The 17,199-nt window shown below is 66.4% G+C and carries 19 protein-coding genes; 14 read left to right on the forward strand and 5 right to left on the reverse strand.

Translation table 11 applies throughout. From position 1 onward, the window contains the following. Nucleotides 1-206: 206 nt before the first annotated feature. A complete protein-coding gene (locus tag ACIUM1_RS19865; RefSeq protein WP_406814300.1) occupies nucleotides 207-566 on the reverse strand; it encodes an Rv2640c family ArsR-like transcriptional regulator in 360 nt (119 codons plus the stop codon). Between the two features lie 98 nt (nucleotides 567-664). On the opposite strand from ACIUM1_RS19865, the gene ACIUM1_RS19870 reads away from it, so the two are divergent. From ACIUM1_RS19870 to ACIUM1_RS19885, 4 genes are all read left to right on the forward strand, one after another. Beyond that, entirely contained in the window at nucleotides 665-1,129 is a 465-nt protein-coding gene (locus tag ACIUM1_RS19870; protein ID WP_406814301.1) for an ArsI/CadI family heavy metal resistance metalloenzyme, read from the forward strand. A gap of 89 nt (nucleotides 1,130-1,218) precedes the next feature. Further along, the gene (gene arsB, locus ACIUM1_RS19875; RefSeq protein ID WP_406817763.1) at nucleotides 1,219-2,223 is read left to right on the forward strand and encodes an ACR3 family arsenite efflux transporter; all 1,005 of its coding nucleotides are present in this window, start codon (nucleotides 1,219-1,221) and stop codon (nucleotides 2,221-2,223) included. After that, a complete protein-coding gene (locus ACIUM1_RS19880; RefSeq protein ID WP_406814302.1) occupies nucleotides 2,210-2,623 on the forward strand; it encodes a low molecular weight phosphatase family protein in 414 nt (137 codons plus the stop codon). The genes arsB and ACIUM1_RS19880 overlap by 14 nt, the downstream gene beginning before the upstream one ends. A gap of 412 nt (nucleotides 2,624-3,035) precedes the next feature. Then, nucleotides 3,036-3,539 (forward strand): formate dehydrogenase, encoded by a 504-nt coding sequence (locus ACIUM1_RS19885; RefSeq protein ID WP_406814303.1) that lies wholly within the window; start codon nucleotides 3,036-3,038, stop codon nucleotides 3,537-3,539. A gap of 122 nt (nucleotides 3,540-3,661) precedes the next feature. Here the strand turns inward: ACIUM1_RS19885 and ACIUM1_RS19890 are convergent, their stop codons facing one another. Beyond that, a complete protein-coding gene (locus tag ACIUM1_RS19890) occupies nucleotides 3,662-4,270 on the reverse strand; it encodes a TetR/AcrR family transcriptional regulator (protein ID WP_406814304.1) in 609 nt (202 codons plus the stop codon). Nucleotides 4,271-4,328: 58 nt separating this feature from the next. Between ACIUM1_RS19890 and ACIUM1_RS19895 the strand changes: the two genes are divergently transcribed. From ACIUM1_RS19895 to ACIUM1_RS19930, 8 genes are all read left to right on the forward strand, one after another. Continuing rightward, nucleotides 4,329-5,531, forward strand: a complete 1,203-nt coding sequence (locus tag ACIUM1_RS19895) for an SRPBCC family protein (RefSeq protein ID WP_406814305.1) — start codon at nucleotides 4,329-4,331, stop codon at nucleotides 5,529-5,531. A 78-nt stretch (nucleotides 5,532-5,609) separates the two neighbouring features. Continuing rightward, a complete protein-coding gene (locus ACIUM1_RS19900) occupies nucleotides 5,610-6,743 on the forward strand; it encodes a M28 family peptidase (protein ID WP_406814306.1) in 1,134 nt (377 codons plus the stop codon). Nucleotides 6,744-6,888: 145 nt separating this feature from the next. Beyond that, nucleotides 6,889-7,905 (forward strand): GHMP kinase, encoded by a 1,017-nt coding sequence (locus tag ACIUM1_RS19905; protein ID WP_406814307.1) that lies wholly within the window; start codon nucleotides 6,889-6,891, stop codon nucleotides 7,903-7,905. Continuing rightward, nucleotides 7,893-8,510 carry an SIS domain-containing protein gene (locus ACIUM1_RS19910; protein WP_406814308.1) on the forward strand — a complete coding sequence of 206 codons (618 nt, stop codon included), beginning with the start codon at nucleotides 7,893-7,895 and terminating at the stop codon, nucleotides 8,508-8,510. The genes ACIUM1_RS19905 and ACIUM1_RS19910 overlap by 13 nt, the downstream gene beginning before the upstream one ends. 8 nt (nucleotides 8,511-8,518) lie before the next feature. Continuing rightward, complete coding sequence (locus tag ACIUM1_RS19915) at nucleotides 8,519-9,070, forward strand: D-glycero-alpha-D-manno-heptose-1,7-bisphosphate 7-phosphatase (protein WP_406814309.1); 552 nt, start codon at nucleotides 8,519-8,521, stop codon at nucleotides 9,068-9,070. Nucleotides 9,071-9,331: 261 nt separating this feature from the next. Further along, nucleotides 9,332-10,282 (forward strand): GNAT family N-acetyltransferase, encoded by a 951-nt coding sequence (locus ACIUM1_RS19920; protein WP_406817764.1) that lies wholly within the window; start codon nucleotides 9,332-9,334, stop codon nucleotides 10,280-10,282. A gap of 100 nt (nucleotides 10,283-10,382) precedes the next feature. Further along, on the forward strand, nucleotides 10,383-11,072 hold the full coding sequence (locus ACIUM1_RS19925) for a DUF5642 family protein (RefSeq protein WP_406814310.1): 690 nt from the start codon (nucleotides 10,383-10,385) through the stop codon (nucleotides 11,070-11,072). A 27-nt stretch (nucleotides 11,073-11,099) separates the two neighbouring features. After that, nucleotides 11,100-11,750: a DUF5642 family protein gene (locus ACIUM1_RS19930; protein WP_406814311.1), complete on the forward strand. Its 651-nt coding sequence runs from the start codon at nucleotides 11,100-11,102 to the stop codon at nucleotides 11,748-11,750. 3 nt (nucleotides 11,751-11,753) lie between these two features. On the opposite strand, the gene ACIUM1_RS19935 is transcribed toward ACIUM1_RS19930, so the two are convergent. After that, nucleotides 11,754-12,350, reverse strand: coding sequence for an alpha-ketoglutarate-dependent dioxygenase AlkB (locus ACIUM1_RS19935; protein WP_406814312.1), 597 nt, complete (start codon nucleotides 12,348-12,350; stop codon nucleotides 11,754-11,756). 94 nt (nucleotides 12,351-12,444) lie between these two features. Here ACIUM1_RS19935 and arcA point away from each other — a divergent pair, with 94 nt between their 5' ends. Beyond that, entirely contained in the window at nucleotides 12,445-13,656 is a 1,212-nt protein-coding gene (arcA, locus tag ACIUM1_RS19940; protein WP_406814313.1) for an arginine deiminase, read from the forward strand. Nucleotides 13,657-13,708: 52 nt separating this feature from the next. On the opposite strand, the gene ACIUM1_RS19945 is transcribed toward arcA, so the two are convergent. Continuing rightward, nucleotides 13,709-14,557, reverse strand: coding sequence for a DUF559 domain-containing protein (locus tag ACIUM1_RS19945; protein ID WP_406817765.1), 849 nt, complete (start codon nucleotides 14,555-14,557; stop codon nucleotides 13,709-13,711). 102 nt (nucleotides 14,558-14,659) lie between these two features. Next, a complete protein-coding gene (locus ACIUM1_RS19950; protein ID WP_406817766.1) occupies nucleotides 14,660-16,198 on the reverse strand; it encodes a dolichyl-phosphate-mannose--protein mannosyltransferase in 1,539 nt (512 codons plus the stop codon). Between the two features lie 81 nt (nucleotides 16,199-16,279). On the opposite strand from ACIUM1_RS19950, the gene rsmI reads away from it, so the two are divergent. Then, nucleotides 16,280-17,122: a 16S rRNA (cytidine(1402)-2'-O)-methyltransferase gene (gene rsmI, locus ACIUM1_RS19955; RefSeq protein ID WP_406814314.1), complete on the forward strand. Its 843-nt coding sequence runs from the start codon at nucleotides 16,280-16,282 to the stop codon at nucleotides 17,120-17,122. Nucleotides 17,123-17,199: the final 77 nt, after the last annotated feature.

A 17,199-nucleotide genomic window follows, 5' to 3' on the forward strand; every position in this document is an offset into this window, starting at 1 on the left:
AGTAGCTCGCATGGCGTCGTCGAGACGCATCGCAGCCCTGTCGAGGTCTTCGTCGCTGCACGGCCTCTACCTTCGCCCGCGCGCTGACGGCGGGACTGGCTGGCCTGTGGCGTAGACCGTGCGGTGTGGTCGGTAACGCGCCCGCCAATCGGAGTTCCTCGGCACACCAGCTCGTGAGCGGTCGAGACCAGAACGCCGACGAGTAGCTAGCGGCAGCAGTTCGGGTCGAGCACTGTGCAGAGCGCGACTAATGCGTCGTGTCGCGGTCGGTGATACACATTCATCCCGCGTCGTTCGGACTCGACCAGACCTGCACGGCGCAACTGGGACAGATGATGACTCACTGTCGATTCGTTGATCCCGACCGCCGACGCCAAGTCGCAATTGCATACCTCGCCCGCATCTGAACTGAACAGCAATGACACCAGCTTCACCCGCACCGGATCGGCCAAGGCCTTGAGCCGCAAAGCAATTGCCAAGGCTGCATCGTCATCGACGGGACCGGCGGCGACCGGTGAACAGCACACTGGCGCGGACATGTCCACCACCGGCAACGCTTTGGGCATGCGACCATCCTGCCACAAAGGTTGACATATATCGAAGAGGTGGCATCATCGGTCAGGCCAGTAGTTCGACATAAGCCACAGAGGTAAGGCGAACCGTCATGTCCCGCGTCCAACTCGCACTCAACGTCGAGGATCTCGACGAGGCGATCACGTTCTACACCAAGCTGTTCAACACCACCCCCGCCAAAGTCAAACCGGGCTACGCGAACTTCGCGGTCACCGAACCACCTTTGAAGCTCGTCCTCATCGAAAACCACGGCCACGGCGGAACTCTCAACCATCTGGGCGTCGAGGTCGACTCCAGCGATGCCGTCCACTCCGAGATCGCGCGCCTAACCGCCGAAGGGTTATTCACCGACGAGGAAATCGGAACCACCTGCTGCTTCGCCGCACAGGACAAGGTGTGGGTGACCGGACCCGCTGGCGAGAAGTGGGAGGTGTACACCGTCCTCGCGGACTCGGAGTCCTTCGGCACTGCCTCCGCGGCACTGGTCAACGCGGCCGGCACCATCAGTGCCTGCTGCACCGCGGCGACCACCGACAACGCAACGGGCGGAACGTGAGCCTACGCACAGAACGCGACACGCCGCCTGCGGTCGTGGAGAAGCTGTCGCGGCTCGACCAACTCCTGCCGGTGTGGATCGGCCTCGCGATGGCAGCCGGTCTATTGCTCGGACGACTCATCCCAGGACTTAACACCGTCCTGAATCACGTTCAGATTGACGGCATCTCGCTGCCCATCGCCATCGGCCTACTGGTGATGATGTACCCGGTTCTTGCCAAGGTCCGCTACGACCGGCTGAACACCGTGACAGGCGACCGCAAGCTGCTCGCAAGCTCACTCATCCTGAACTGGCTAGTCGGCCCCGCGCTGATGTTCACCCTGGCGTGGCTGCTGCTGCCAGACCTCCCCGATTACCGCACCGGACTAATCATCGTCGGTCTAGCTCGCTGCATCGCCATGGTCATCATCTGGAACGACCTAGCCCGTGGCGACCGCGAAGCCGCAGCACTCCTGGTCGCACTCAACTCGATCTTCCAGGTCATCATGTTCGCCGCGCTCGGCTGGTTCTACCTCGCGGTCCTACCCCGCCAACTCGGCCTACCGCAGAGCACGATCGGCACCTCGCCCTGGCAGATTGCCAAATCCGTACTTGTCTTCCTCGGCATCCCTCTACTCGCCGGATATCTCACCCGACGCTTTGGCGAGAATGCCAAAGGGCGCGACTGGTACGAGTCCACGTTCCTGCCCAGAATTGGGCCGTGGGCGCTCTATGGTCTGCTGTTCACCATCGTCATTCTCTTTGCGCTGCAAGGGCATCAGCTCACCAGTCGGCCTTTCGACGTACTGCGCATCGCGATCCCGCTACTGGCCTACTTCGCCCTCATGTGGGGCGGAGGCTACCTCCTGGGAGCAATCCTCGGCCTCGGATACCAACGCACCACCACGTTGGCTTTCACCGCTGCCGGCAACAACTTCGAATTGGCCATCGCGGTCTCCATCGCGACTTATGGCGCCACCTCAGGACAAGCACTTGCCGGCGTCGTCGGCCCCCTCATCGAAGTTCCGGTCCTCGTAGCCCTGGTCTATGTGTCGCTGGCCTTACGAGGACGATTCGCTGCCGCCGCGAGAGGCCCGCATGATGCCGAACCATAAGCCCGCCGTGCTGTTCCTGTGCACGCACAACGCGGGCCGGTCCCAGATGGCCATGGGATTCTTCAAACACCTCGCAGGCGACCACGCCATGGTCTATTCCGGCGGGTCCGAACCCGCTGCCGAAGTCAATGCCGCCGCCGTCGCAGCCATGGCAGAAAAGGGCATCGACATCGCCGACGAACAACCGAAGCAGTGGAGCGTGGACATGCTCGAAGCCGCGGACGTGGTGGTCGCCATGGGCTGTGGTGATTCCTGTCCGGTGCTGCCGGGACGCCGCTACGAGGAGTGGGTGCTGCCCGACCCAGCGGAACAGTCCGTTGCCGCGGTCAGACCGATCCGTGACGAGATCGAACAGCGGGTACGCACGTTGCTCAGCCAGCTTGGGGTTTCCGGGGGGTAGGGGGTGACCCCTGGTTCGGGTAGCGGGTTGTTCGGCATAGCTCCCCGCGCGGACGCCTCGTACCCGGGCTGCCCGGTGCTCCCGTTCGACCGGGGTCCAAACGGTTCGCTCGTGAGCGTCTGATTCCCCGGGCGATCAGCGCGACAATCCCTCCGGCATGAGAGCGATCAACGCAACCTTGAGGACCAGCAACACCACCAATCAGCCACGAGGGGGCGGCTACGCCGGTATCGCTCGCCCCGTGGAGCATCCAGGGTCATCGACGCCGTGGTGTGACCAGCAATCGCTGCTACGACCATCCCGGACGAGCAAACGAGGTCTCGACCGGTGACGCTACGGCGTGTCGCGGTTTCTCCGCCAGTTGGTTCTGAGACCGTTGAACATAACCCGCGATGGAACGCAAGGAGGCGGCGTGAGCCCGACTCACATTTTCTTCGCGTCAGCTGTGGTCGTCATGCTGGTAGTCGGAATCGCGGCCATGTTCGTCGAAAAGCTGTTCCACCCAGAAGCGACCCTGGCGATTGTGTTGACGGTGATTACCGTCGCGGGCTGGGTCTGGCGGATGCCACGAGGGTGGTACACGATTTCGCAAATCGCTTGGCGCTACCGGTTGAAGACTTATCAGGTCTGCGAGGTCGCGGACAACCTCGGTATAAGGGCCGTCAACCGTGGCGCACTGGTCCCTCCCTCGCAGCGGAAGAAGATGCATCCAGAACTGATGCGTCTGAAGAAGCGTAGGGCGGTGCGCGAGCCAAGGGCCCCGAAAGACACCCGATTGGTCTACGAACCCTCAGCCGCGCAGTCTGACTTCCTGGGGGAGGCCGAGCGCCTGCAGTTCTCCGGTGAGGAGCTACTGCGACATCTACGTCCGAGCATTACTCATTACGTGGAAGGCGTCGAGGACGAGGCAGTCTGACGAAATCAGCTGGTGCCCTTGGCACCTCCCTAGCTCCGCGAGGGCGGTGCTCTAAATTCTCTGAGTGATTCGCGGCGACGATGCCGTGGCTTGGGGCAAGTAGCCCGGCGCGTGGGCGGAACTCAGCGCTCGGCGGCGGCATGTGCCCGCACCGACGGCGCGATCCAGTCCTCGAGGAACCGTCGCAGCTCCCGTCCGGTGCGCGGTGGACGGCCCGGATCCACGATCAACGACTGCACGGTGCGCAGCATGATCTCGACCAGTTCGTCGAGCCTGCGCTCGGCGAATCCCGCTGCGACCCAATCGACGTCGAATCGCTGCAGGATCGACCTGCCGAACGAAATGGCGATGTCCGACGTGACGCCCGCGGTGAACGCGCTGGCCTTGCCGGGCTGTAATACCAGGCTGAGGTACTTGTCGTGTGCGAGTTGCTCAAACGTGTAGGCGATGCCCTCGACCACCGCTTCGGTCGGGTCGGTGATCGAACCAAAGTGCGCCGCAAGCCGATCCAAGAACCCGTCCACCGAGGACAGTGCCGTCGCGCCCAGCAGCGCCTCATGGCTCGGGAAGTACCGGTAGATCGTCTGCCGCGTGACGCCGAGCGTTGATGCCACCTCGGACACACTCACGGTCCCGTGCGCGTCGATGGCGCTGCGTGTCGCGCTCAGGATGCGCGCGACCGCTTCATCGTCGTCGGCCGGGATGTCACCCGACCAGCCGTGCCGGCGCATTGCGTGATCGTCGCACACACCGGCCGCCGACCTTGACGATACAAATGATAGTGAGTGTATGGTCCGAAGGATCGACGCGAAGGAGACCAGGGTGACGACGATCGACAAGCCGGTAAGCGGCAACGACGAGACGCTGACGCTGCGGGGCCTGCGTCACGCCCTGGACAAGACGACCGACCTGGCCGAGCGCGAATTGCGGGTGCCGCTGCATTACTACCGCGACCCCAAGATCACCGAGATCGAGGAATCACAGATTTTGCGCCGGGTGCCGCTGGCCATCGTCCCGTCGGCGCAGCTGCCGAGCAAAAACGACTACGTCGTGCGCTCGGTGCTGGGCGACTCGCTCCTGGTCACCCGCGACCGCGCCGGCACCAGCCACGTCTTGCTGAACTATTGCCGGCACCGCGGCGCGATGCCGGCCTGCGGCTCGGGCAACGCCTCGCGGTTCGTCTGCCCGTATCACGCCTGGACGTACCGCAACACCGGTGAACTGTTCGCCGTCCCGGGCAAGTCCGGCTTCGCCTCGATGGACACCAAGGACTACGGCCTAGTGGAGCTGCCCTCCGAGGAGCGGCACGGATTCATCTGGGCGGTGCTGACCGCCGAGGCGACCATCGACCTCGACGCCCACCTCGGGGACTTCGCCACCGAACTGGCGCTATGGAACTACGAGTCGTACGGCTACCACACGCAGCGCGAATTCACATCCGAGGTGTCCTGGAAGGGCGCTCTGGAAGCCTTCGCTGAGGGATACCACTTCCCGTACGTGCACGGCGAGAGCCTGATTGGGCAAAACACTTTGGCCAACACCATGGTTTACGACGAGTTCGGCCGGCACCACCGCATCGGGTTTCCGTTCACCTGGATCACCGACGCCCACACCGACCCCACCGCTTCGCTGGATCCAGTGGCGAACATGGGGGTGATCTATTGGGTGTTTCCGAACCTCATCCTGGCCAACAGCCCGGTGGGGGTGGAGATCATCGACATGCTGCCCGCCGGTGCGCCGACCCGCTGCACGGTCCGGCACAGCTGGATGGGCCGCATCCCGGCCACCAACGATGAGATGAGAGCCGCCTACGACACGGTCTTCGAAGGCGTGCACGCGGCCGTGCGCGACGAAGACTTCGCCATGCTGCCCCAGTGTGGCGAGGGCGTCCGGCACGGCCAGCACGACCACATGATCATCGGCCGCAACGAGATCGCCGTCCAGCACATGGTCAAGGTGTTCGCGCAAGAACTGGGCGTGGCGCTGGCCTGAACAGCCTTACCGCCTACGTTGGGTAGCCGAGAGCCGGTACGGGTACTGATCCTCTGAAACCATGACGGAGAGGATCTGATGGCGAACCGCGACCGTGACTCCACCGACGAGCTGTTGCAAGCACTTCTGTTGACCTACGGGCCGTGTGGACAGGAGGACGCGGTTCGCGCCGTCATCGCCCGCGAACTGCAACCCCTCGTGGACGACATGTGGACCGACGACGCCGGCAACCTGATCGGCTATGTCGCGGCCAACCCTTCGGCCGGTGATGCCGGCGCACCCAACCACCGTCACCGCACCGAGTCCATTCCCGGCACCGCGACACGGGTGATGGCGCACATGGACGAACTGTCGATGATCGTCAAACGGGTGGAACCCGATGGCACACTGCACCTGACGCAGCTGGGCACGATGTATCCGGGCAACTTCGGGTTGGGTCCGGTCGTCGTGCTGGGCGACAACGAATCCCTCACCGCCGTACTGACTCTCGGCTCCGAGCACACCACCAAGGAAAGCTCGCGAATCTGGGAGACCAAGCCCGATCAGGGCGACCGTGCCCTGGACTGGGATCACGTCTATGTCTTCACCGGCCGCAGCGTCGACGAGCTGACCGCCGCGGGAGTGCACGCCGGCACCCGGGTGTGTGTCGACGCCAGCAAGAGATCGATGGTCGAGATCGGCGACTACGTCGGCGGCTACTTCCTCGACGACCGTGCCGCGGTGGCTGCGCTGCTGAATGCCGCACGCCTGCTGCGGGACTGCCAACAGCGGCCCGCGGACGACGTCTATCTGGTCTTCACCACCAACGAAGAGATCGGCGGCGTGGGAGGCAGCTACGCCAGCGCCACCCTGCCCGGCGACCTGACCCTGGCCCTGGAAGTCGGCCCCACCGAACGTGAATACACCACCAGCGTCACCGGGGGTCCGATCATCGGTTACAGCGACGCGCTGTGCGTGTACGACAAGGAGGTCGCCGACCGGCTGCTGAAAATCGCGACCGACCGCGAGCTGTCGCCGCAGCCTGCCGCCCTGGGCGCTTTCGAATCCGACGCGTCACACTCCAAGGCGAACGGGTTGACCGCGCGCGCAGGTCTGCTGTGCCTGCCCACGCTGAGCACCCACGGCTATGAGGTCATCGCTCGCCGCGCGATCGACGACATGGCCGCGATCGTCGTCGATTTCGTGCTGCAGCCCAGTCAAAAGATCGGCTGAAACCCGGCGACCGTGCTGGTCAGCCTGTTAGGCTGGCGGCGCCTCGGGTCGCCAAACGATGGGATTAGCACGTGGCGGGTGTGATCTCTGAAGAATCGCTGCTGAAGCGCGCGCCGGTCAGCTGACCACGCGAAAGCGAATCTCCATGACACGCCCACGAATTCGCGCGCGAGCGCCACTGCGGATCTCGTTCGCCGGCGGCGGCACCGACGTCCCGCCGTTCCCGGCGACCGAGGGCGGTTGTGTGCTGTCGGCGACCATCGATCGCTACGCGCAGGGATCGCTCGCGCCGCGCAGCGATAGGCGGGTCAGCATCGAATCGGTGGACTTCAAGACCACGCATGAGATGACGCTGGACAGCGAGATCCTTTACGACGGCAGCCTGGATCTGATCAAGGCGGCGGTGCGCAGGTTTGGCCGCGACGGCACGGATGGCTACGACCTGGTACTGCGTTCCAGCGCTCCGCCGGGCTCAGGGCTGGGCTCGTCGTCCACGATGATGGTCGCCCTCACCGGCCTGCTCGCCGAGCACTACCGGGTGCCGATGGGCGAGTACGAGACCGCTCAGCTGGCGTGCGCCATCGAACGAGAGGACCTGGGCATCGCGGGCGGCCTGCAGGACATGTACGCCGCGACGTTCGGGGGATTCAACTTCATCGAGTTCACCGACCGGGTGATCGTCAATCCCTTACGGATCCGCGACGAAACCGCCTTCGAACTCGAGCTCAGCCTGCTGCTGTGCTACACGGGCATCACCCGCGACTCCGCCCGGGTCATTGAGGACCAGACCCGCCGCGCCACAACGGGTTCCGGTGACACCCTGGCGGGATTGCGGGCTCAGAAAGATCTTGCGGTCGCGATGAAGGCCGCGCTGCTGACCGGGAAGCTGAACGATTTCGGCGCGCTGCTCGGCGAAGCGTGGAGCCAGAAGAAGCGCATGTCGCCCTACGTCACCAACGAGCGCATCGACGACCTTTATGACCTCGCCCGGAAAAACGGGGCGCTGGGCGGCAAGCTCACCGGAGCCGGTGGTGGTGGATACATCCTGCTGTTCTGCGATTTCGCCAAGAAGCACCGCCTGATCGAAGCACTCGAGGGTGCCGGGGCCGTCGTCACCGAATTCGCCTTCGAGAGCAAGGGATTGACAACGTGGCAGGCATAACCGAGTCCGATGTCGTCAAACCGAGCGTGGAGCTGGTGCAGCGGCGGCTGGCCGAAACCATCGCGGTCAAGCAACAAATGCAGCGAGGCGACTGCGCGGCGCAGACCGTTGAGGTGGCCCGGGTGATCATCGGCTCGTTGCGCGCCGGCGGAAAGGTGATCTTCTTCGGCAACGGTGGATCCGCGCAAGACGCCGGACACCTGGCCGCCGAACTCATGGGCCGCTTCGCTTTTGACCGTCCCGGTCTGGCGGCGATCAGCCTTCCGGATGCCACCGCGGCGATCACGGCGATCGGCAACGACTACTCCTACGACGAGGTGTTCGCCCGGCAGGTCCTCGCCGCCGGGCGTCCCGGCGACGTGGTGATCGGGCTGACCACCTCGGGTAACTCTCCCAACGTCGTTCGCGCGCTCGAAGCCGGCGGCCAGGCGGGCATGACCACCGTGACCCTCACCGGTGCACGCGGTGGCAAGGTGGTCGACGTCGCCGACATCTGCATCCAGGTGCCCAGCCACGACACCGGGCGGATTCAGGAGGCGTGCCTGCACCTGGGTCACTCCATCTGCGAAATGGTCGAAGCGGCACTGTTTCCCAGGCCCTCCTGACAATGAGGATGGCCGCGCCCGACCTGCGTAAGGTGCGCACCGTGTTCTTGGACCGCGACGGCACCATCAACGTCAAGGCCGCCGCGGGTGAGTACATCCGATCACCGGCCGAGTTGGTGCTGTTGCCCGGCGCGGCCAGGGCGGTGGCCGCGCTCAACGCCGCGGGCCTGCGGACCGTGCTGGTCACCAACCAGCGCTGGCTCTCGGAAAAGGCCGCGGAACCAGCACATTTCACGGCAATCCAGCGGCGACTGCACGAACTGCTGGCGGGTGAGGGCGCCCGGATCGATGCCGTCTATCACTGTCCGCACGCGGCGAACAGTTGCGACTGCCGCAAGCCGCTTGCCGGCATGTTGGTGCGTGCCGCGCGCGAGCACGATTTCGATCTAACCGAGTCGGTCATCATCGGCGACGGTGACACCGACGTGACGGCCGGCAGGGCGGCCGGAACGGTGACCGTCCTGCTCCGCCCGGGTGGCCAGGCGTCCGTCGATGCGGACTTTGTGGTCAACGACCTGGCCGCCGCGGTCGAGCTGATTTTGGGCGCCCGAGCCGGCTGACTCTTGCTGCTCAGCGGACCTCGACGGGCGGCGCGCAACGCGGCGGCTCGACCCGCATCCTTGCCGGAGCCACGACCCTGCTCATAACCTGGGCAACATCCGACCGCAGCCAGGTTCTTCGGGCTGGCGCGGTAGACGACGGCAAGCAGGCGGGCAGGTCATGGCATTACCGCGACGGGCTGAGCGGCGTCGTGGTGCTGCGGGCGGCGGTCTATAGCGGTGGCCGGCCTGACCGGCGCCAGGGTGGACGAGCTGGCGACGATGGACATCTTCCAGGGATGTCCCGCCGAAGACCTCGCCCCGTTGGCGGGCCGCCTGCAGCCGCTGCGCGCCCCGGCCGGCCAGGTGCTGATGCGGCAGGGGGAGCAGGCCGTCTCGTTTCTGCTGATCTCCTCGGGTACCGCCGAGATCAAACACGTCGGCGACGACGGAGTCGTGATCGTCCAGCACGCGTCCCCGGGCATGATCGTCGGCGAGATCGCCCTGCTGCGTGACATCCCCCGTACCGCGACGGTGACCACCGCCGAACCGCTGACCGGGTGGATCGGCGACACCAGCGCCTTCGCCAGCATGGTGCAGATCCCGGGCATCACGCCGCGGCTGCTGCGCACGGTGCGCCAGCGTCTCGCCGCGTTCATCACGCCGATCCCGATCCGGGTTCGCGACGGCACGCTGCTCCTGCTGCGCCCGGTGCTCCCCGGCGACAGTGAGCGCACCGTGCACGGACACATCTACTTCTCCAGCGACACGCTGTATCGGCGCTTCATGACCCCGCGACTGCCCAGCCCGGCGTTGATGCACTACCTGTCGGAGGTCGACTACGTCGACCACTTCGTGTGGGTGGTCACCGACGGCAGCGACCCGGTGGCCGACGCGCGCTTCGTGCGCGACGCAAACGACCCGACGGTCGCCGAGATCGCCTTCACCGTCGCCGACGCCTATCAGGGCCGCGGTATCGGCACCTTTTTGATCAGCGCACTGGCCATAGCCGCAGAGGTCGACGGCATCGAAAGATTCTCAGTGCGAATGCTTTCCGACAATGGGCCGATGCGCGCGATCATGGACCGCTACGGCGCCGTCTGGCAGCGCGAAGACGTCGGCGTCATCACCACCGTGATTGACGTGCCCCACCCGCGGCACCTGCCGTTCCGGCGTGACGAGGCCGAGCAGATCAAGCGCGTGGCCCGCCAGGTGATCGAGGCCGTCGGCTGAAACCGGCGTACTGCTCCAACCGCGGCCAGTCTCCGGTGTGACAGCCCCGATACTGGCGTGGGGGAGACGGTACGGCGGTCTCCTGTGCTATCAACTCCTCATGCGCCCGTTCGGGATTGGCCCGGCGGTGACTACCGCGCTCACGTTGGCCGTCGCCGGATGCGCCCATTCACCGGCGCCCAAACCACCGCCCGCCCCGGCAAAATCCCCGACGAGCAACACCGCTGCCGTGACTCCCACCAACATCAAACGAGTCGTTCGCGACCTGCCGCCCGGCTACGAGGTCACCACCGGAATTCCCAGCTTCGCCTCGCCACGGGTGATCTGGAGCCTGGGCGACGACCTGCAGGCCAGGCCGGCCAACTGCGGGACGCTGGCCGACCCCGGCAACGGGCGCGACCAGTCGGCGCAGGGCGTGTCGGGATCGGGGGGCGGCGGCATCGTCGACGCGATCGTGGTGGCTTTGCCGGGGCCGGTGGACTTCCCGGGCGACCTGCTCGCCGCGTGTTCCCAGTGGTCGGAGACCGCCGCGCGGGCCGTGGCGCACGTCCACCTCATCGACCCGCCGCACATCGACGGTGTCGAGACCGTCGGCATGGTGGCCGACGTCAAATCGTCCGTGGAGTCGGGCACCGAAATAGATTCGCGCATTTACACATTCATCGCGTACCTGGGCAACTACTACGCGTTCACCACGCTGACCACCGATCCGGGTTCAGCGCTTCCGGGGCTACCACCGCAATTCGCCGCGGATCTGCTCGCCAAAACGGTGTCCACGTTGCGCAGCTGAGCTACCCGCTTGGGTAGATTGGCCACGATGTCCAAGATGTTGCTCGCGGTCGCGGCGGTCTGCGTCCTGGCCGGCTGCTCATCGTCCACTCACCCGGCGAAGGTCGACATCAACAAGATCGTCGACGTGAAGTCCAGTTTCGGACCCGATTTCAAGGTCAGCGACATCAGCGAACGGGGGATCGATCCCAAGCTGCTGGCCGGCCGCAAACTGCCCGACGGGTTGAGGTTCGACCCTGCGAACTGCGCGAAAGTGGCGGCCGGGCCGGACATGCCGGCCGACCTGCAGGGCAACATGTCCGCGGTCACCGCCGAGGGCCGCGGCAATCGATTCGTGGTGATCGCGTTGGAGACCTCAAAAGCGTTGCCGTTCAACGATCCCGGGAAGGACTGCAGCAAGGTGACCTTCACCGGGCCACAGATGCGGGGCGGTATCCAGGTGGTCGAGGTGCCGCAGATCGAGAGCACCCGCACGCTGGGCGTCCACCGTGTCATGCAGGCGCTGACGCCGGGCGGTCCACGCACCGGCGAGCTGTACGACTATTCGGCCGCATTCGGCGACTATCAGGTGATCGTCATCGCCAACCCGCTGGTGATGCCCAATCAGCCCGTCGCTCCCGTTGACACCCAGCGGGCGCGCGACCTGCTGGTCAAAGCGGTGTCCGCGGTGCGTACCTGACGGTTAACGCACCCCGCGCGGCCGGAATTGAATGCTCACCCGGGGGCCGACGGATGCCGTCGTCTTGGGCACCGAGTGCTCCCAGGTGCGTTGGCACGACCCACCCATCACCAGCAGATCCCCGTGCGCCTGCGGCAACCGCAGCGACGGGCCGCCGCCGCGGCGGCGCATCGCGAACGAGCGGGTGGCGCCCAGGCTGACGATCGCCACCATGGTGTCCTCGGAACTGCTGCGGCCGATGGTGTCGCCGTGCCAGGCCACACTGTCCGAGCCGTCGCGATAGCAGCACAAACCGACCGTGGTGAACGGCTCACCGAGCTCGCCGGCGTAGATGTCGTTGAGCCGGCGCCGTAGCCGGGCCAGCTCCGGATGCGGGGCCTCGTCGACCGTGAGGTCGTGAAAGCTCACCAGGCGCGGCACGTCAACCACCCGGTCGTACATCTGCCGGCGCTCCTCGCGCCACGGCACCGTCGACAGCAAGGCCTCCAGCAGGTCATCGGCGTCGGTGAGCCAGCCCGCGCGGATCTCGATGAACGCGCCGTCACCGAGCTGTCTGCGCTCGGTGTGCTGGAACAGGGAGCCTTGGACCGCGATCTCCACGCCACCGAGTTTATCGCACATTCGTTCGATGGCGTTTGGGCGCGCTATGGATGTGTGCGGAGTCCGCGCGCCCCGACGCCGCTACGGTTGAGCTGTGGGTGTTGTGGAGCTGGGCACCAATTCCGAGGTCGGCGCGCTGCGGGTGGTCATCCTGCACCGCCCCGGCGCCGAGCTGCTCCGGCTCAATCCCCGCAATGTGGACCAGCTGCTGTTCGACGGCCTGCCGTGGGTCGCCCGCGCGCAGGAGGAGCACGACCAGTTCTCCGCGCTGTTGCGGTCGCGCGGCATCGAGGTGCTGCTGTTGTCGGACCTGCTCACCGAGGCGCTGACGCACAGCGGGGCCGCGCGGATGCAGGGCGTCGCGGCCGCCGTCGACGCGCGACGGCTCGGAGTGCCGCTGGCGCAACAACTTTCGGCGTACCTGCGGGGGCTCGAGCCGGCCCGGCTGGCCCAGGTGCTGATGGCCGGCATGACGTTCAACGAATTGCCGTCGGACACCCGCACCGACGTGTCGCTGGTGCTGCGCATGCACCACGGCGGCGATTTCGTCATCGACCCGCTGCCCAACCTGGTGTTCACCCGCGACGCGTCGATCTGGATCGGTCAGCGGGTGGTCATCCCGACGCTGGCGCTGCGCGCCCGCATCCGCGAGGCGTCGCTGACCGATCTCATCTACGCCCACCACCCGCGGTTCACCGGCGTGCGGCGCGCCTACGAGTCGCGCACCGCCCCCGTCGAGGGCGGTGACGTGCTGCTGCTGGCGCCCGGCGTGGTCGCGGTCGGGGTCGGGGAGCGGACCACTCCCGCGGGTGCGGAAGCGCTGGCCCGCAGCCTGTTTGACGACGACCTGGCGAACACGGTGCTCGCGGTTCCGATCGCGCAGCGGCGCGCCCAGATGCACCTGGACACGGTGTGCACGATGGTCGACACCGACAAGGTGGTGATGTACGCCAACATCGTCGACTCGTTGTCGGCCTTCACCATTCAGCGAACACCCGACGGAGTTTCGATCAGCGACGAGACCCCGTTCCTGGAAGCCGCGGCCAAGGCGATGGAAATCGACGAGCTGCGGGTCATCGATACCGGACTGGACCCCGTCGTCGCCGAACGCGAGCAATGGGACGACGGCAACAACACGCTGGCGCTGGCGCCCGGCGTGGTGGTCGCCTACGAGCGCAACGTGCAGACCAACACTCGCCTGCAGGACGCCGGCATCGAGGTGCTGACCATCGCCGGGTCCGAACTGGGCACCGGCCGTGGCGGGCCCCGGTGCATGTCGTGTCCGGTCGCCCGCGACCCGCTGTAGTCGAACGCCGAGATTGCCGCCACAGTCGCGTTTCGGGCGCGAAGCGCAGCCCTCACGGCAATCTCGACACAGAACGGCGCGCCAGCGCCTCGCGCGCGCGTTGAACGATGAGGTTGGGCCGGTCCTCTTTGATGACCCTGATCACGTGCCAGCCGAGCCGGCTCACCATCTCGGCTCGCCGGATGTCTTTCACGTATTGGCTTCGGTCGGTGCGATGTTGTTCGCCGTCGTACTCGACTGCCACCATCGGCTGTTCCCAACCCATATCCAGATAAGCCACGAGCCGGCCATCGGTAACCCGGATCTGCGTAACGGGCCGGGGCAGAGCGGCGTCGACGAGGACGAGCCGCAACCAGCTCTCTTTGGGCGATTGCGACCCGGCGTCCATGAGCGACAGGGCTGTTCGGCATTGGCGCACACCCCTGGCTCCTTTATGGTGGGCGATCAACGGAGTCACCTCGGCGGCCGTGACACCGGTCGCGGCGGACAACGCGTCGAGGTGGGTCACGGCCAGGGCGCGCGGTAGGTGCCGACCAAGATCAAACGCGGTGCGCGCCCGATTGGTGACGGGCAGGCCGTCCAGTTCAACGACGTCGGTAGCACTGATCCGTTCACGGCGAACGATAATCCCGGGCGGTGGATGGTTGAACGGCCCGATGATCTCGACCGGAGTGAACTCGTCGATCCACCTCGCCCCATGGAGTGCCGCCGCGGCGCGACCCGCGATGACGCCCCGGCGGCCGGACCACAACCACGCGCCGTGGATGTTGTCTAGCAATGACCTCGACGCGGCCTTCGGCAGGTAGACGTTTTGATGGATACGCCGGTAATTCCAACGCAATTGACCGCGCGTCATCGCGCCACGGGCTATCGCTTCGCTACCGAGGAAGATCCTCGCCACGCGCTCATCATGAGCTGTGGCACCGCTATCCCGTCCACATTGCCGCCATGGCTGTGGACAACGCGCGTTGTACAACCCTCACGGCAATCTCGGCGAACAGAACTAGCGCCAGCTGGGCAGCCAGATCTCCATGTTCCAGGTCTGCTGCGAAATCGGCAGGCCGGTGAGCACCGGGAACAACCACGCGAAGTTGGTCACCACTAAGGCCACGTAACAGCACACGGCGATCAACCCCAGCGTGCGCCGCTCCGAGTTCGCCTGCAGCCGCAGCCGCCGGGGCGGTGCACCGGGGGTGTAGAGAACGTCGCCGCAGATCAGCGCGATGGCCATCACCAAAAACGGCGCCATGGTGGCCGCGTAGAAGAAGTACATCTGCCGATCGATGTCGGCGAACCAGGGCAGCCAGCCGGCGCAATAGCCGACCAGCACCGCGGCGTAACGCCAGTCACGGCGAACCAGCGTGCGCCACAACGCGAAAACCAGCACCGGCACCGCCAGCCACCACATCGCCGGGGTGCCCACCAGCATCTCGGCCTTGACGCACGATTGCGCGCCGCAGCCGGCGACATTCTGCTCGTCGATGGCATAGAGCACGGGCCGCAGCGACATCGGCCAACTCCACGGTTTCGATTCCCAGGGGTGGTAGTTGCCGGCGGAATTCGTCAAGCCCGCATGGAATTGGAACGCCTTGGCCGTGTAGTGCCACAGCGATCGGATGGCGTCGGGCAGCGGCAGCACCGAATGCGGGCCGATCGTCTGGCCCACCTCATGCCGGTCGATGGCGGTCTCGGAGGCGAACCACGGTGCGTAGCTGGCCAGATACACCAGCACCGGGATGACGGCCAACGCATACACGGTCGGGGCGAGGTCGCGCCGCAAGGTCCCCAGCCAGGGTCGGGTGACCTGGTACTGACGCCGCGCGGCCACGTCGAACGCCAGCGACATGGCACCGAAGAACAGCACGAAATACAGGCCGGACCACTTTGTGCCGCAGGCCAATCCGAGCAGGATGCCGGCGCCGAAGCGCCACCACCGCACGCCCAGCCGCGGGCCCCACACCGTGTCGGCGGTGCGGCCTTCCAACAGCGCGATGTGCATCCGTTGCCGAACCTCGTCGCGGTCGACGATCAGCGCGCCGAACGCCGCGACCACGAAGAACGTCAGGATGCCGTCGAGCAAGGCCGTGCGCCCGGCGACAAAGCTGACGCCGTCGCAGATCACCAGCACCCCGGCGATGGCGCCGACCAACGTCGAGCGGCTGATCCGCCGGACGATCCGCATCACCAGGGCTACCATGATCACGCTCAGCAACGCGCCGGTGAACCGCCAGCCGATGCCGCTGTAGCCGAAGATCGCCTCGCCCAGGGCGATCAGTTGCTTGCCCACCGGCGGGTGCACGACCAGGCCGAACCCGGGATTGTCTTCCACGCCGTGGTTGTGCAGCACCTGCCAGGCCTGCGGCGCATAGTGCTTCTCGTCGAAGACCGGGGTGCCGCCATCGGTTGGTGAGCCCAGGTTCAGGAACCGGGTCACCGCCGCCACCAGCGTGATCACGCCGGTCACCACCCAGCCGCGGATCTGATCTGTCGGGCCGAAATCCGCCACCGGCACCAGCGGCCCGGGGCTTACGACGGGCACCACGCGCTCCTGGTCGGCGGCCTCCTCGGTCAAGGCGGATTCGCGGGGCGGGGCGGTCATCACGTCGATCGTAGGCTGTCCGTCATGACCACCGGCCGCCTGTTGCTGGGCGCGACCCCCTTGGGCCAGCCGTCGGATGCCTCCCCCCGGCTGCTGGACGCGCTGGCCCGAGCCGATGTGGTGGCCGCCGAGGACACCCGGCGGGTGCGCACCTTGGCCAAGTCCCTCGATGTACGGATCAGCGGTCGGGTGATCAGCATGTTCGACCAGGTCGAAAACGCGCGGGCGGAGTCGGTGATCGAGGCGATCCGCGGTGGCGCGACCGTGCTGGTGGTCAGCGACGCCGGGATGCCGCTGATCAGCGACCCCGGCTACCGGCTGGTGACGGCCTGCGTCGAGGCCGGCCTGCCGGTGGGATGCCTGCCGGGGCCGTCGGCGGTGACGACCGCGCTGGCCCTGTCCGGTCTACCGGCCGAGAGGTTCTGCTTCGAGGGATTCGCGCCGCGCAAGAAGGCGGCGCGGCGCACCTGGCTGGACTCGCTGGCCGACGAACGGCGGACCTGTGTGTTCTTCGAATCGCCGCGCCGGTTGTCCGCCTGCCTGCAGGATGCGGTCGAGCGGCTCGGCGGTGCCCGCCGGGCGGCCGTCTGCCGGGAGCTGACCAAGGTGCACGAGGAAGTGGTGCGCGGGTCGCTCGACGAGCTGGCGGTGTGGGCGGCCGACGGTGTGCTCGGCGAGATCACCGTCGTGCTGGAAGGCGCCACCCCGAGCGCCGACCTGCCGTCGCTGGTCGCCGAGGTTGAGGAACTGGTCGCGGCCGGCACCCGGGTCAAGGACGCCTGCGGTGAGGTGGCGGCCGACCATCCGGGGGTGCGTTCGCGCCAGCTCTACGACGCGGTGCTGCAGTCCCGCCGCCGTCAGGTCTAGCGGCGGTCGCAAGCGCGGCGAAGCCGGGAGCAGCGGGCCGCCGCCGTCAGGTCTAGCGGCGGTCGCAAGCGCGGCGA

Source organism: Mycobacterium sp. M23085 (genome assembly GCF_045343915.1).
Taxonomy (GTDB): Bacteria; Actinomycetota; Actinomycetes; order Mycobacteriales; family Mycobacteriaceae; genus Mycobacterium.